We start from the raw sequence: 14,771 nt of genomic DNA on the forward strand, positions 1-14,771 counted from the left end.
CCCGTTCCTCCCCCCAGGCAGGCCTTCACGGCCTGCGGTCCGAGCGCCGGCGGGACCGCCCCGCCGCAGTCCCCCGCGCATCAGTAGGCCCCCTGCCCATAGAGCACCGCACGCAGCGTCTTCCACAAGATCACTGTGTCCAGGGCGAGCGACCAGTCCTCCACGTACCGCAGGTCCAGCCGAACCGCCTCCTCCCACGACAGGTCACTGCGTCCGCTGATCTGCCACAGGCCGGTGAGTCCGGGCTTGACCAGCAGTCGCCGCCGGATGTCCGGGTCGTACGCGGCGGACTCCTCCGGCAACGGAGGCCGCGGACCGACGAGCGACATCGATCCGGTGAGCACGTTGAAGAGCTGCGGGAGCTCGTCGATCGAGTACCGGCGCAGCACCGCTCCCACCCGGGTCACCCGTGGATCCCGGCGGAGCTTGAACAGCAGGCCGGCGCCCTCGTTGCGGTCGGCCAGCTCGGCACGTGCCCCGTCAGCCCCGGCGACCATGGTGCGGAACTTGAGAATGGTGAACTCGCGGCCGTCCTTGCCGACCCTGCGCTGGCGGTAGAACGCCCCACCCCGACTGTCCACCAGCACGAGCAGCCCGACGAACACCATCAGCGGCGCGAACAGCATCAGCAGGATCGCCGCGCCCATCCGGTCGACGACCCCTTTGATCGCCCGGCGGCCCCCGGTGAAGGTCGGCATGCTGACCCGCAGCAGCGGGATCCCGAGCACCGCGTCGATGTGCAGCCGCGGGCCGGCCACCTCCATCAGTACGGGGGCCACGACCATCTCCGCGTCGCTGCCTTCGAGGTTCCAGGCCAGCCGCTGCAGCCGGTCCGGTGACCAGTGCGGGTCCGGTGTGACCGCGACGACACGGAAGCCGTCGTGGCGGACGTGCTTGGCGACGTCCGTCAGTCGGCCGACGACGGGCACTCCGTCCAGTTCGTCACCGTCGAGCCCGCGGCCGTCCGTCGTGCACACCGCCTCCACTCGCCAGCCGATGTGCGGGAACTTGCGGGTCCGGGTGATCAGGTCGCACACGGTGGCCGGGCTTCCGGCAGCGAGCACCGGTCTCAGGCAGCGCCCTTCCTTCCGCTGTTTGTGCAGCCAGAGGCGCAGCAGATACCGCGCGGGCATGGTGACGAGCGCGATCGCGGGGATCGCGACGAAGATCCAGAGCTTGATGTTGCGCGAGGTGAGGGCGATCCCGCCGAGTGCCAGTACGACGGTCGCCGTGAACAGTGAGCGTCCGAGCCGGCGGAATTCCTCGGCGCCCTGGCCGAGCACGGCCGGAGCCCATGACCGGCTCAGCGCAAGCGTCCCCAGCACCAGCAGTTCGGTGCCGAAGGCGAGAATCCCCCACTTCTCGTGCCAGTTGGCCGCGTCCCGGGCCCCGAAGAAGTTGCCGATCGCCGCCACCACGAAGGCGGTGGCCACGGTATCGCTGGTGATCACGGCACGGCGGTACCGCTGCTCCCATTCGATCGTGGGCTGTCTGATTGCGTCGTTCGCCAGACGCTCGCGCGCCGACGGAAACAGGCCGACTAGTCCCCCTTGCCGCACAGAACCCCCCAGGTCCCCAGTGGTTCGACGTGTTCGCCTAGCACTGTTGCTCCCCGCAGGAGGCCCCCGCCCCCTGCATCGCGACGCACCGTTCCTCCGCACCGGAAGTCTTGCCCTGAGCATGACATCCCGGTTATTCAGGAGTTACGTGAACAACCCACCCTGCCGGCAGCGGACTTGTATGTCCTGCCGGCCTCTCGAGGCGTGGCACCCGTCGAAACCTCTGGCGCTCCCTGCACCCAAGGCCCCGGTCGGGCTCCAAGAATTGATCACCCCCACGTCTGGCGCCGGGGACGAGACTGTCGTCTTCCCGTAGCGCCGGACCTATAGATCATTATTGGTCGCCTCGTGTCCGAACAGCTGAAGCATGGTCAATCTAGACCATCGGGGCCGGTATGAAGAGAGGGATGTATGTAATTTGTGGTCGAGCTGTGAGGATGGATTCACCGATTGATGACCGCCTACGGGTGCCTTGAGGTCACCGCGCGCTCCAGCGGCTCCGGGTGCCCGAGGGGGGCGGGGCGATCGACCCGGACTTGGACATGCCGCCGGACACCGACACGATCAAGTCGTGCCTCGTTGCCTGACGCACGTTCTGATTGGTTGTCAGGCGTGAGAAGGGGGCTGCCAATCCGGCTCCGAGCGGGTCGGCAACACCCCTTCTCGATCACCGCAGATCGACGTTCCACCTCGCCGTCGACCGCCGCCGTCCGGATCGCGGTGGAGACGGTACCGGCTCGGTTAGGGTGCGGGGATGCGGCGGATCTTGGTGGTGGGCAGTACCGGTGCGGGCAAGTCCACGCTCGCCCGGGGCCTGAGCGGTCGCCTCGGCCTGCCGTACCACGAGATGGACGCGCTGTACTTCACCGGCGCCGGGTGGGCCGTGAACGAGAAGCTGCGCGAGGACGTACTGCGGATCACCGCCGAACCCCGCTGGGTCATCGACTCCCTCGGCTATCCCGAGGTCCGTGACCTGATGTGGGACCGGGCCGACACGGTGATATGGCTGGACTATCCCAAACGGGTCGTCCTGCCCCGCGTCCTGCGCCGTTCCGTCCGCCGCACCGTCACACGCGAGCCGCTGTTCGGTGGCAACAGGGAGACCTGGACCGGCTGGCTGAGCCGGGAACACCCCCTCTGGTGGGCCTGGTCCCAGCACGCGAACCGGCGCCGCGAGATCACCCGCCGCACCGGCGACCCGCGCTTCGCTCCCCTCGACACCCTTCGCTTCGGCCGCCCCGGCGACACCGCGGCCTGGGTGAAGTCCCTGTAGGTGAAGTCCCTGTGAGGGAGCTGGACTACTCGAGCCGTGACACCTGGTAGTGGCTGATGTACCAGGCTTCCCCCACGCGTCGCACCAGTACGCCGAGTTTGACGTTGAGGGTGGGGCGGTCGGTGAAGGAGAAGTCGACGCTCAGATAGCCGAGTGCGAGGTCGTCGGTGAGGCGTCTGGTCTCGAGAATCCGGTACGCGGCGGCCATGCCGACGGGCTGGGAGGCGTAGTAGGCCGCGACGCCCGGCCTTCCGACGCTGTAGGGGTGCAGCCCCTGGAAGATCGCGTCCTCGGTGAACCGGGCGGCGACCTCCTCCGGCTCGTGCCCGTCGACGGCGGCCTTCCACTGGTCGAGGACGCCGCGCAGGATCGCTTCCGTGTCGCTGTCCGTCGTGCTGTTCATCAGGATTCTCCCCTTGTCGTGTTCCGTCAGTGACCGGCGCTCATGCCGCCGTCGACGTGGAGGATCTCGCCGGTGACGAACGGGGCGTTCTCCAGGTAGATCACGGCGTCGACGATGTCGCTCGTCTCGCCCATCCGGCCGACCGGGTGCAGTCCGGCGAGGGCCTCGTGGGTCTCCTCGGCGTGCATCGGGGTCTTTATGGTGCCCGGCGAAACGGCGTTGGCGCGGATGCCGCGCGTGGCGTACTCGATGGCGAGGGACTTGGTGGCGGACTGGAGACCGCCCTTGGTCAACGAGGCGAGTACGGAGGGCACGTTGGAGTCGGCGTTGTCGACCAGACTGGTGGTGATGTTGACGATGTGGCCGCCGCCCTGGGCGAGCATGTGCTCCACGGCCAGTTGGGTGATGCGGAAGAAGCCGGTGAGGTTCACGCCGGTCGCCGCGGCGTAGTCGTCCTGGGTGTACTCGTGGAAGGGCTTGGCGAGGAAGATGCCCGCGTTGTTGACCAGGGTGTCCACACGGCCGAACCGCTCGACCGCGGTGGCGATGACGCGTTCGGCGGTGGCGGGGTCGGCGATGTCACCCTGGACGGTCACGACGCCCGCGTCGTCGGCGGGGGCGATCGTGCGCGAGGTGGCGACGACGGCGTACCCGAGCTTGCGGTAGGCCTCGGCAATGCCCGCGCCGAGGCCCTGCGAGGCTCCGGTGACGACGGCGACCTTCTGGTTCTGAGAGCTCATGCTGATCTTCTCCGGGTTCCGTGATTCCGCGATGAAGCGGGGGCTTCTTGACTGGTCGCCGATCTCAATCACTAGCCGACCGGTCGACTATCTGGAAGCTAGGCGGGATGGAGTGGAGAAGTCAAAGGTCAACAGAGTCCTGGCCAGGACCGATTTCCTCCCTGCTGGTAGGCGCAGCCTCCCAGTCCAGGTCAGTGGGCCGGTGCCCCTACCGGTACGGATCCCCGTCCGGCAGCCAGGCGCCCGGGGCGCGGACGCCGAGGTCGCCCACGCCGTCGCAGAGGGCGTCGACGACGGCGAGGACGGCCGGGCGGTCCTCGTTCTCGCGCCAGACCAGCGACCAGGTCCAGTAGATCTCCGGTGCGGTGACCGGGCGCTGGACCAGATCCGGCGGCAGCGGGGTGGTCTGACCCTTGGGGGAGTTGACCACCGGGCGACTGCAGCGACGGACGTGATCGAAGAACGCCGGTCCGGTGATGCCGCCGTTGGAGATGCGTACCGCGCGGGCGCCGGTGTCCTGGGCCAGCTCTTCGGCGTAGACGTTCCAGGACGACCAGGAGGTGGTGTCGTCGTCGAGGAGGACGGCGGTGTCCCGGGCGGCCACGTCGCTCGTGTCGGCACCGCCGGCGACGGCGTAGAGCCGGTCGGCGCCGATGAGCCGGGCGCGCAGGCCGCGTTCTTCCAGGTCCTCGGTCCGCACCCAGCACACCGCGAGGTCCAGACCGCCCGCGGCGACCCGGGCGGCCTGGGTGTGCGAGGGCGCCACCCATGCGTCGAGGTGGAGTTGGGCCACGGTGGCGGTGCGGGCGGTGAGGTCCGACGGGAGCCAGTTGACGTAGCCGAGTCGTACCGGTTCCGATCCGGACAGCCGACCGGCCCGCCGCTGGAGGTCGTCGGCCCGCTCGAGCAGGGCGCGGGTGTGGGGGAGCAGGGCCGAACCGGCCGCGGTGAGGGACACCGAGCGACGATCGCGATCGAACAACCGCACGCCCAGGTCGCGTTCGAGCGCCTTGATCTGTTGCGACAGAGAGGGGCCCGCGATCAGCAGGCGCTCGGCGGCCCGGCCGAAGTTCAGCTCCTCGGCGACAGCGACGAAATACCGCAGTTGGCGCAACTCCACGCTGGTCATGCTACGTCGGTGCGAGGCCGTGCCTCTCAGCAGGGAGAAAGCCTGTCGTGGCATCGCCCCGGTGGCGGGCGGACGATGGAGCCCAGGGAAGCCCGACCGAGGGCGGCCCGGCGGGACACCTGACGGCGGACGACCTCAGCGGTCCTCCGGGCGGCCACCATCACCCCACGCGGCGTTCCGGTGCCTGCCGGACGTCCCATCGAGCGGAGCAGGACCATGCGAGAGTTCCTGGTCGAGATCACCACCACGATCCCCGAGGGCACCACTCAGGACGAGGTCGACCGGCGGCGCGCCGCCGAGGCCGTCCGCGCCCGGGAACTGGCCGCCACCGGCAACCTGGCACGGCTGTGGCGCCCGGTCGGCGAGCTGCGCAGCATCGGCATCTGGTGTGCCGGTGACGAGGACGAACTCCACGAGAAGGTGCTCGGCACGCTGCCGCTGCGCCCGTGGATGAGCCTCACCGTCACCGCGCTCGAGTCCCACCCCAACGACCCGGGCCGGACCGACGCCGCGCGCTGACGGCGGGGACCGGTGCGACGTGGACTTCGTCATGAGCGTACGACCCCTGCGCGCTTCCCCTGCCGGAAGTGCCGGCGCGCTGCACTCGCCCTGGCGCCACGTGGCCCAGGCCGCCGCGGCACTCGCCGCGGGCATGGGGGTCGGCCGGTTCGTCTACACCCCGATCCTCCCGCTGATGCACGCCGGGGCGGGGCTGTCCGCGGGTGCCGGCGCGAACCTGGCCACCGCCAACTACATCGGCTATCTCCTCGGCGCGCTCGTCGGCATCCTGGCCCCCGCGCTGGTCCGCTCGCGGGCCCTGCTGCGCATCTCCCTCGTCGTGCTGACCGGCACCCTGGCCGCGATGCCCGCCACCCACGACACCGCCGTGTGGTTCGCGCTGCGGCTGCTGGCCGGGGTTGCCAGCGCTCTGATCTTCGTCATCGCGGTCAGCTCGCTCCTCAGCCACCTTCGGGAGTACCCGGCTCATCTGCCCGGATGGGCGTTCGGTGGGGTCGGCGCCGGCATCGCCCTGTCGGGTCTGCTCGTCCTGGTACTGCGCCCCGTCGCCGACTGGCGGGCCGCCTGGTGGGCCTCGGCCGCACTCGCCGCGGTGCTCGCCGTCGCCTCGTGGAACCTCCGCCCCGAAGCGCGTCCCACGACAACGCAGGCCACGCAGGCCATCCAGGCCAATGCCGACCGGGCCCATGAGGCCACCACAGTCACTGCCGCCGCCGCGGATTCCAGCCACGCGCCGCGCACGCACCGCTGGTTCACCGCTCTGTTCGCCTCCTACACGCTGGAAGGCGTCGGCTACATCATCGCGGGCACGTTCCTGGTCGCCGCGATCGAGCAGAGCTCCCCGGGACCGCTCGGCGGCGGCGCCTGGGTGCTGGTCGGTCTGGCCGCCGTGCCCTCCTCCGCGCTGTGGGCCCGGCTCGGGCGCCGTTGGTCCCGCCCCGACCTGCTGCTCGCCGCGCTCGTCGTCCAGGCGGTGGGCATCGCCCTGCCCGCGCTGATCGGCGGAGCACCGGCCGCCCTGGTCTCCGCGGTGCTGTTCGGCGCGACATTCATCGGGGTCAGCACCCTCGCGCTCGCCACCGGGGCCCACCTGGAGTTCCCCCGCTCCGTCGCGCTCCTGACCGCCGGATACTCCGTCGGCCAGATCCTCGGCCCGCTGGTGGTCGCGCCCCTGCTTCACCACGGCTATCAGCAGGCCCTGGTCCTGGCCGCTTCCGTGGTTCTCGTGGCGGCCGTGGCCGCCGCCGTGCTGCGCATCGGCTTCCCGCACCACATGGTGGTAGTGCGAGCCACCGCCCCGGTACGACAGCCCGCACCGACGGAATCCGCCGCGGACGCGGGCAGCCACCGATGACTCAGACGTGGAGTCCGTCATGACCACACCGCGGGACCTGTTGATGATCGCCATGGACGTCCCGTCCAGCCGGCCCGTCGAGCAGGGCGACCTGTCGCTGGCCCTCGCGGGAGCCGAACTGGTCGACCTCATCGAGGCCCAGGCCATCACGCTGGAGGACGACCGCATCGTGCCCGGCGCGCAGTGGACCATGGGTGACCGTCTGTTGGACGGGGCCGTGGCGTCGCTGGTCCGGCAGAGACCGTACGAGTCCGTGGACGACTGGCTGTGGCGCCGCGGCCGTGGGCTGTCCGCGGCCTATCGCGCGGACCTGGAGGCGGAGGGACGGCTCGCCCGGCCACGCCACCGCTGGATTCCCTTCGGTGGCGGCCGTACGGAAGCGGCCGACTCCCCGGACCGCAGCCACGCGGACGAACGCTGGACCTCGGGCGAGCCCATCCTCACCGTCCTCGCGGCCGCCGTGGGCATCCACGACGAGCCGACCGAGGAGGCCGCGGGTCTCGTCGACGACTCGGTCCTTGCCGTACTGGCCGCCGTCAACGGCGCGGTGACGGAACTGGAGGCGGTACGGCAACGGCGAAGCATCGAAGACGCGGCCTTCGACAACATCTGGCGAGGCGGCGACGGCACCTGACGTCATACATCACGTCATTCATGACTTAATTCATGACGTCATTCACGAAGTCATCCATGACGTGTCGACCTTGTCGATTCCCCCACTCTCCACGCATCGGTCAAGAGAGGTGAATGTCATAGACAGGCGCACGTTTTCCCGGATTCTCGGCATCGGAACAGCCGGTGCCTCGCTGCCGACGCTCCCGGTGATATCGGCCTCCGCCTCGGCTTCTCCGTCGCCCGGCGCGTCCGGCCCCGGAACGCACACCTCTTTCGGCCCGCTGAAGCAGATCCGTGCCGGTGAGCTGAACATGGGATACGCGGAGGCCGGCCCCGCGCACGGCCCCGCGGTCGTCCTGCTGCACGGCTGGCCCTACGACATTCACAGCTATGTCGATGTGGCTCCCAGGCTCGCCGCGGCGGGCTACCGGGTGATCGTGCCGTACCTGCGCGGTCACGGCACCACACGGTTCCGGTCGGACAAGACGTTCCGCAACGCCCAGCAGTCTGTGATCGCGCTCGACATCATCGCGCTCATGGACGCGCTGAAGATCGAGAAGGCGATCCTCGCCGGGTTCGACTGGGGAGCGCGGACGGCCGACATCATCGCGGTGCTCTGGCCGGAGCGCTGCAAGGCCCTGGTCTCCGTGAGCGGTTATCTCATCACCAACCGTGAAAGCCAAAAGGCGCCGTTGCCACCAAAGGCCGAATGGGCGTGGTGGTATCAATACTATTTCGCCACAGAAAGGGGACGGCTCGGCCTCGCACAGTACAAGCACGATTTCGCGAAACTCATCTGGAGGAACGTCTCCCCGACATGGCACTTCAGTGACGCCACATTCGACCGGACCGCGACCGCCTTCGACAATCCGGACTGGGTTCCCATCGTGATCCACAACTACCGGTGGCGACTGAGTCTGGCCAAGGGCGACCCGCGATTCGATCGCCTGGAAAAGCGACTTGCCCAGAGTCCCGCCATCTCGCAGCCGACGATCACCCTCGACGGCGAACTGGATCCCTTCACGCCGCCGGGAAACGGTGCCTCTTATCGCGATCACTTCACGGGCGCGTACGACCACCGGACGCTGAAGGGCATCGGTCACAACGTGCCGCAGGAAGCACCCGAGGCATTCGCTGCGGCGGTCGTCGACGTCAACGCCCTCTGAAATCCTCTGAGCCCTCTGAGCCCTCTGAACGGTGTCGTGGTGGGCGTCAGGCGCCCGCCACGGCCTCCTGCGGGGCGCGGGCACCGAGCAGGGCCAGGCAGTTCGCCCACAGGGGGCTGAGCCGACGGGTGTTGTTGTAGAGCTTGGCGAACAGCACCTGGCCCTCCAGCTGAGCGACCACCGCCCGTGCCGCTTCCCGAGTGTCGGGGGTGGTGACCTCCTCGCGCGCACGAGCCTCGGTGATGACCGACTCGACCATCTCGACCTGCGCGTCGAAGATCTCCTGGAGGCGGGTGCGGATGGGCTCGGTGTGGTTGCTCATCTCCAGACTGAGGTTCCCGAACAGGCAGCCGGACACGGTGCCGCAGCTCTGCTGGCCGGCGCGCTGGCCGGCCTCCGTCTCCTCGAACAGCCGGTACAGCCGCCGCAGGGGTTCCTCGTCGCTGTTCAGGACGCGTGCCCAGGCGCTCTTCTGGGCGTCCCAGTGTTCGTCGAGCACGGCCAGGGCGAGGGCTTCCTTGGACTCGAAGAAGTAGTAGAAGCTGCCCTTGGGCACGCCGGCCGCCTTGCAGATCTCGGCCACCCCCAGCGCCGAGTAACCGCGCAGCTCGATGAGCGACTGCGCGGCGCTGAGGATCTTTTCCCTGGCGTCGCTGGTTCGTCCCATGACGCAATTGTACGACCGGTCGACTATCTCTGGCTGTGGTCGCGTCCGTGCGGTGAAACCGTCTGATCGGGTGGTGTGGGAGCACGAGCTCCGGCAGCGGGGCGAGGGCGTGCCACCACGGGGCGCGCGTGAGCCGTTCCGGTGGGGTGGCGGGTCTGTTGGGGTGGGTGCATCGCCACGCTCACGCAAGCGGGTGACGGGGGAGCCTCCATGACCGCACAGCCCAACGAGGACACCCCACCCGATCCCCCCTCGCGCCGCGTCGAGTTCGCGGAGCTTCTGGAGGCGGAGTTTGTCCGGCGGTGGCCGGGGAGTTCGGTGGGGCTGGATGCCGTGCACCGGTACGCGATGATTCCGCCGGGCAAGCTCCTGCGGCCCTCGCTGGTGCTGCACGCGGCGCTCGCGGTGGGTGGGGAACTGGGCGCGGTACTGCCCGCCGCGGTCGGTGTCGAGGGGGCGCACGTCGGCAGCCTCCTGCACGACGACATCATCGACCGCGACACCCAGCGGCGCGGCCGCGCGGCCGTCCACACGGAGTTCGGACCCGCCCAGGCCGTCGTCGCGGGCAACGCCCTGTTCTTCTCCTGGTTCGCGGCGCTCTCCGAGTGCCGTCGCCTGGGGGTGCCCGCCGACCGTGTCGAACGCGCCATGGCCGTGCAGGCCGAGGCCGGGGTGGCGATCTGCCGGGGCGCCTTCGACGAACTGGCGATGCGCGGCGACCTGGAACTGGGCGTGGGCGCGTACGTGGCGATGGCCCGGGCGAAGACCGCCGTGCTGCTGGCGGCCGCCTGCCGCGTGGGCGCCATTCTCGGCGGCGGTGACGCCCCGACGACGGAACTGCTCGGCGACTTCGGCGACCACCTCGGGATCTGCTTCCAGATCCGCGACGACGTGCTGCCGTACGACCCGATCGCCGCACGCACCGTGGGCAAGCCCTCCGACAGCGACGTCCGTAACCGCCGCCCCACCCTGCCCGTGCTGATCGCCCACCGCCGCGCGGACCCCAAGGGCCGCGCGGCGCTGCGCCATGCCCTGCTGGACGAGACCGAACCGGAGCTCGCCCTGTGCCGGATCCGCGCCGTGCTGGAGCGGACCGGAGCCCTGGACACCGCGCACGCGATGGCCGACGAGTACGCCCGCAGGGCCCGCGCACTCCTCACCCGTCTGCCCGCCACCGCCCAGGTCGCCCACGTCCGCGCCCTGGCGCTCCTCACCCGGCCGGCGCACTGAGCCGTAGCGGATCATCCAGGAGCCCGAGAAGGGTGCCTGTGCGGGACGACCTCCCGAAAGCATGATCGCGCGTTCAGGATGCGTTCAGGCTGCGACCGCCACGTTGATCGGCGTGGCGCGCAGGCATGCGCAACACTGAGCCAATGGACACGCGCCCTCCTTCGGCCGTGGCCCTGGGGGGACGTCGATGCACCCCCCAGGAGTGAACGTTGGACAAGACGGAACTCGTCTCCGACCACCGAGTCGCCGACCCCGGCGCCTCCGTGATGAAGAAGCTGCCAGAGGTGACCCTGGCCTTCTGGATCATGAAGATCGCCGCGACGACACTCGGCGAGACCGCGGGCGACCTCTTCGCGCAGACCCTCAAACTGGGCTACTTCCTCACCACGATCCTGCTGTTCCTGATCTTCGTGGTCACGCTGGTCGTGCAGCTCAGGTCGCGCCGGTACAACCCCTTCTTCTACTGGACGGTGATCCTTTCCACCAGCATGGCGGGCACCACGATGTCCGACTTCATGAACCGTGACGCCAGCTCCAAGTACCTCTCCGACGGGGCCACCTCGCTGGGTTGGGGTCCGCAGGGCCTGGGACTCGGGTACCCCGCGGGCGCCGCGATCCTGATCTCGCTGCTGGTCGTGATCTTCACCGTCTGGAAGTTCACCGGGATGACCTTCGTCATCCGCGACATCGTGACCTTCCGGGCCGAGGTCCTCTTCTGGTCGGCGATCCTCGTGTCGAACACCCTCGGCACCTCGATGGGCGACTTCCTGTCGGACAGCTCCGGGCTCGGTTACGCGGGCGGCGCGCTGCTCGTCACCGGGCTGCTCGCGGTCCTCGTCGCGCTGATGCGCGTCCCCGCGGTGCCGAACGTGGTGCTGTTCTGGATCGCCTTCGTCCTCACCCGTCCGCTCGGCGCGACCGCGGGCGACTTCCTCACCAAGCCGACCGCCAAGGGCGGGCTCGACCTCGGTACGGCGGGTTCGTCGGCCGTGCTGTTCGCGGTGCTCGTCGGTCTCATGGGCTACGCCCACCTGCGGGAGCGCAGGACGCTCGCCACCTGAGACCGGCGAGCCGGGCCCGATCCGAAAGGCAGGCCCCCACAGCCCCTACCCCGGCAGGCTCTCGCCGAGCATGCGCAGCAGATCGCCGGTGGCGTCCAGCGCGCCGAAAGCGGGCAGGGCGCCGAGGGCGAGGACGGCCACGCCGATGGACCACAGGTTCGGCGGCGGGGCCGTCTGCAGGGCGGCGATCCGGCGGGTGACCGCGTGTTCGGAGAAGCTCAGGGCGCAGCCCGGCCGGGCGCGTTGGGCGACAAGGGCGGCCCGGGCGAGGGCACGGGCGGTGGTACGGCGGTCCCCGACGCGCCGCGCGGCCTCCTCGTCGGCCCAGCGCTCCACCAGGAAGGCGACGGTGGTACGCACGGGTGCGAGCACCGGGTTGGCGGCGGCGGCCAGGGTCACCGCGGTCGACAGCACCGAGTGGCGGTGGGCGAGATGGGCGCGCTCGTGGGCCAGCAGTACGCGCCGCTCCGCCGGTTCCAGTGCGCTCAACATGGCCGCCGTGACCAGGATCCGGCCCGGCGAGCCGGGGATCGCGAAGGCCCGGGGCGTCGAGGAGGCGGCGACGATGAGTTCACTGTCGGGCGGGTGTCCCTCGCACAGCAGCTCGAGGACGCGGCGGGTCGCGTAGTGGGCGCGCAGGGCGCGAACGAGCCGGAAGCCGATCAGCCACAGGAGCATGATCGCGACGACGGCGATCGCCACCGGGACCGGTTCGGGCAGCCGCCGCCCGTCCTCGCCGGCCTCCGTGGCCACGTGCGGCGCCTCGTTGACCAGGGTGGTGGCGAGCAGGAGCAGCGCCCAGGTGGAGGCGGTGGCGGCCAGTACGGCGGCGATGGTGAGGACCCGGGCGGCCAGCGCGGGGGAGACCCTGAGGCCCACTTGCGGTGCGATCGCCGTCAGCAGCAGTGGCAGGACAAGGGGGATGTAGACATCGATCCTCACATCCCGCTCCCCCCGAGGAGAACCCGTAGGGCCTCTTCCTCCTGGGGGCTCAGGCCGGTGACGAACTGCTGGAGGGCCGCGATCGGGTCGGGTCCCCGGTCGAGCGCCTCGTGCATGGCCTCGGCGGTCAGTTCGGCGGCGTTCTTCGCGGGCCGGTACGCGCCGCGCCGGCCGTCGACGTCGCGCAGGACCAGACCCTTGTCGTACAGGCGTTTGAGGATGGTGTGCACGGTGTTGTAGGCGAGGTTGCCGCCGATCTCGCCCTGGATGTCGGCGGGGGTGAGGGCCTCGTCGGTGGCCCAGAGGGTGGCGAGGACCTCGCTCTCCAGCTCACCGGCGCTGCGTCGTTCCGCTCTGCCATGGGGGCCTGTGCGAGCCATGTCCGTCACCTTACAGCGTGTAGGGGTGCGGGGGGTGGTGAGGGCGTACGAGTGCGCCCTGGGGCGGTACGAGATTGCGCGCCCCGACTGCGTCCCCGCTCGATCCACGGTAATTTGACCGTGTTTTGCGCAACTTCCTCCTTCACCCTACGTCTTGTAGGGTGAAGGACCCTACAGAATGTAGGGCGAAGGGTGGATGATGGCCAAGACTGTGAACCCTCCGTTCGTCGGCGCCGATCGCCACAACCCGCCCTCGACGGGGCGCATCTCCAGACGTCCGCACGGTCAGCAGTGGCTGGCCCTGGTCGCGGGCGCCTTCACCCTGGCCCAACTGCTCCTCGTACGGCCCGGCATGGGGCTCGGCTGGGACGAGACCGTCTACGTCAGCCAGGTCGGCTCACACGCCCCCGCCGCCTTCTTCAGCGCCCCGCGCGCCCGCGGAGTGCCCCTGCTGGTGGCACCGATCGCGTCCTGGTCCTCGTCCACCGCCCTGCTGCGCGTCTATCTCGCGGTGCTCTCCGGACTCGGCCTGTTCGTGGCGCTGCGCGTCTGGCGCGGACTGTTCCCCATGCGGGTACTGGCGGTGGCGGGCGCCCTGTTCGCCACGCTCTGGGTGACCCTCTTCTACGGCCCGCAGGCCATGCCCAACTACTGGGTCGCGATCGGCGCCCTGGCCTGCGCCGGATGCTTCCTGCGCGCCCAGGCCGACCGCTTCGACCGGGCGGCGCTGTGGGGCGTGGGCCTGAGCGCCGCGCTGATGGCGTGGATGCGGCCCACCGACGCGGTCTACGTGACCCTGCCGCTGCTCTTCCTCGTCGTGTGCGTACGCCGCTGGTGGCGCCCGAGGCTGCTGGTGGCGCTCGTCGCGGGCCTGGTCGCCGGTGCGGGCGAGTGGGTCGTCGAGGCGTACGTCAGTTACGGCGGCCTCGCCCAGCGGCTGTCCGACGGTTCCAAGATCCAGGGCGGCCTGGGCTGGAACGTCGCCGTCGGCGACCAGATGCGCAGCCTCGGCGGGCGCGTCCTGTGCCGCCCCTGCGCCGGGGCCATGCCCGCCCCACCTGTGATGCTGTGGTGGTTCGCGCTGCCCGTCGTGGCCGTTCTCGGAGCGGTGATCGCCGTCAAGGCCCGGCGCGGGGTGAACAGCCTGCTGCTCCTGGCCTGCGCCGTGACGGCGGCCTTCCCGTACCTCTTCATGATCGGATACGCGGCACCGCGCTTCCTGCTGCCCGTGTACATCCTGTTGGCCATCCCGGCCGCCGACGGCCTGATCCACCTGCTGACCGCGTCCCGCGGCGCCTGGCGACCGGTGGCCGTCACCCTGGTGACGCTCGGCCTGGCCGGGCATCTCGCGGTGCAGTTCGTGGTGCTGGAGCGCACCGTGCACGGCACCACGGTCTCCCACCAGGACTGGGCCGACACCGCGACGGAGCTGCACCGGCTGGGGGTGAAACCGCCCTGCATGCTGACCGGCTACGAGGGCGTCCCGATCGCCTTCTACGCCGGCTGCTCCTCCGTCGACACCGACGGCCACAACGCCAACACCACCGCCGGCGCCATAGTGCGGGCCGGACAGCGGATCCCGGTCGGCGTGCTCATCGCACCGGGCGAGAAGCCACCCGCGTACGCCCGCACGTGGGAAACGCACCGCGTCGGTCATCTGATGGTGTACGTCGCCCCTGCCGTCCAGAGAGGCGGGGCCACATGACCCTCCTTCCGCCCGGCACCCCGACGAC

The 14,771-nt window shown here is 70.1% G+C and carries 15 protein-coding genes; 8 read left to right on the plus strand and 7 right to left on the minus strand.

What is annotated here, in order from left to right; genetic code table 11:
* Positions 1-80 precede the first annotated feature (80 nt).
* The gene (locus tag FNV62_RS40505) at positions 81-1,559 is read right to left on the minus strand and encodes a sugar transferase (RefSeq protein WP_097286839.1); all 1,479 of its coding nucleotides are present in this window, start codon (positions 1,557-1,559) and stop codon (positions 81-83) included.
* A gap of 754 nt (positions 1,560-2,313) precedes the next feature.
* On the opposite strand from FNV62_RS40505, the gene FNV62_RS40510 reads away from it, so the two are divergent.
* The gene (locus tag FNV62_RS40510) at positions 2,314-2,832 is read left to right on the plus strand and encodes an adenylate kinase (protein WP_054230339.1); all 519 of its coding nucleotides are present in this window, start codon (positions 2,314-2,316) and stop codon (positions 2,830-2,832) included.
* A gap of 25 nt (positions 2,833-2,857) precedes the next feature.
* Here the strand turns inward: FNV62_RS40510 and FNV62_RS40515 are convergent, their stop codons facing one another.
* The 3 genes from FNV62_RS40515 to FNV62_RS40525 all read right to left on the minus strand — a co-directional run bounded on the left by FNV62_RS40515 (position 2,858) and on the right by FNV62_RS40525 (position 5,104).
* Positions 2,858-3,235 carry a hypothetical protein gene (locus FNV62_RS40515; RefSeq protein WP_097286841.1) on the minus strand — a complete coding sequence of 126 codons (378 nt, stop codon included), beginning with the start codon at positions 3,233-3,235 and terminating at the stop codon, positions 2,858-2,860.
* A 26-nt stretch (positions 3,236-3,261) separates the two neighbouring features.
* Positions 3,262-3,975 (minus strand): SDR family NAD(P)-dependent oxidoreductase, encoded by a 714-nt coding sequence (locus FNV62_RS40520; RefSeq protein WP_060901102.1) that lies wholly within the window; start codon positions 3,973-3,975, stop codon positions 3,262-3,264.
* 208 nt (positions 3,976-4,183) lie between these two features.
* Positions 4,184-5,104 carry a LysR family transcriptional regulator gene (locus FNV62_RS40525; protein ID WP_097286842.1) on the minus strand — a complete coding sequence of 307 codons (921 nt, stop codon included), beginning with the start codon at positions 5,102-5,104 and terminating at the stop codon, positions 4,184-4,186.
* A 216-nt stretch (positions 5,105-5,320) separates the two neighbouring features.
* On the opposite strand from FNV62_RS40525, the gene FNV62_RS40530 reads away from it, so the two are divergent.
* From FNV62_RS40530 to FNV62_RS40545, 4 genes are all read left to right on the plus strand, one after another.
* The gene (locus FNV62_RS40530) at positions 5,321-5,623 is read left to right on the plus strand and encodes a muconolactone Delta-isomerase family protein (protein ID WP_054230335.1); all 303 of its coding nucleotides are present in this window, start codon (positions 5,321-5,323) and stop codon (positions 5,621-5,623) included.
* Positions 5,624-5,654: 31 nt separating this feature from the next.
* On the plus strand, positions 5,655-6,977 hold the full coding sequence (locus FNV62_RS40535; protein WP_373559531.1) for a YbfB/YjiJ family MFS transporter: 1,323 nt from the start codon (positions 5,655-5,657) through the stop codon (positions 6,975-6,977).
* Between the two features lie 19 nt (positions 6,978-6,996).
* Positions 6,997-7,611: a GOLPH3/VPS74 family protein gene (locus FNV62_RS40540; protein WP_054230334.1), complete on the plus strand. Its 615-nt coding sequence runs from the start codon at positions 6,997-6,999 to the stop codon at positions 7,609-7,611.
* A gap of 109 nt (positions 7,612-7,720) precedes the next feature.
* The gene (locus FNV62_RS40545; protein ID WP_143628826.1) at positions 7,721-8,758 is read left to right on the plus strand and encodes an alpha/beta fold hydrolase; all 1,038 of its coding nucleotides are present in this window, start codon (positions 7,721-7,723) and stop codon (positions 8,756-8,758) included.
* Between the two features lie 46 nt (positions 8,759-8,804).
* Here the strand turns inward: FNV62_RS40545 and FNV62_RS40550 are convergent, their stop codons facing one another.
* Positions 8,805-9,425, minus strand: a complete 621-nt coding sequence (locus FNV62_RS40550; protein ID WP_054230332.1) for a TetR/AcrR family transcriptional regulator — start codon at positions 9,423-9,425, stop codon at positions 8,805-8,807.
* Between the two features lie 210 nt (positions 9,426-9,635).
* Between FNV62_RS40550 and FNV62_RS40555 the strand changes: the two genes are divergently transcribed.
* Both FNV62_RS40555 and FNV62_RS40560 read left to right on the plus strand, forming a co-directional pair.
* Positions 9,636-10,655 carry a polyprenyl synthetase family protein gene (locus FNV62_RS40555; protein ID WP_144315948.1) on the plus strand — a complete coding sequence of 340 codons (1,020 nt, stop codon included), beginning with the start codon at positions 9,636-9,638 and terminating at the stop codon, positions 10,653-10,655.
* 209 nt (positions 10,656-10,864) lie between these two features.
* Entirely contained in the window at positions 10,865-11,716 is an 852-nt protein-coding gene (locus FNV62_RS40560) for a hypothetical protein (RefSeq protein ID WP_205521801.1), read from the plus strand.
* Between the two features lie 45 nt (positions 11,717-11,761).
* Here FNV62_RS40560 and FNV62_RS40565 read toward each other — a convergent pair whose 3' ends face one another.
* Positions 11,762-12,658, minus strand: coding sequence for a M56 family metallopeptidase (locus FNV62_RS40565; RefSeq protein ID WP_143628830.1), 897 nt, complete (start codon positions 12,656-12,658; stop codon positions 11,762-11,764).
* Positions 12,655-13,038, minus strand: coding sequence for a BlaI/MecI/CopY family transcriptional regulator (locus FNV62_RS40570; protein ID WP_054230328.1), 384 nt, complete (start codon positions 13,036-13,038; stop codon positions 12,655-12,657). The genes FNV62_RS40565 and FNV62_RS40570 overlap by 4 nt, the downstream gene beginning before the upstream one ends.
* 199 nt (positions 13,039-13,237) lie before the next feature.
* On the opposite strand from FNV62_RS40570, the gene FNV62_RS40575 reads away from it, so the two are divergent.
* Complete coding sequence (locus FNV62_RS40575; RefSeq protein ID WP_399223739.1) at positions 13,238-14,743, plus strand: hypothetical protein; 1,506 nt, start codon at positions 13,238-13,240, stop codon at positions 14,741-14,743.
* Positions 14,744-14,771: the final 28 nt, after the last annotated feature.

The sequence above is a fragment of the Streptomyces sp. RLB3-17 genome (assembly GCF_007113425.2).
In the GTDB taxonomy this organism is placed as follows: domain Bacteria; phylum Actinomycetota; class Actinomycetes; order Streptomycetales; family Streptomycetaceae; genus Streptomyces; species Streptomyces mirabilis_D.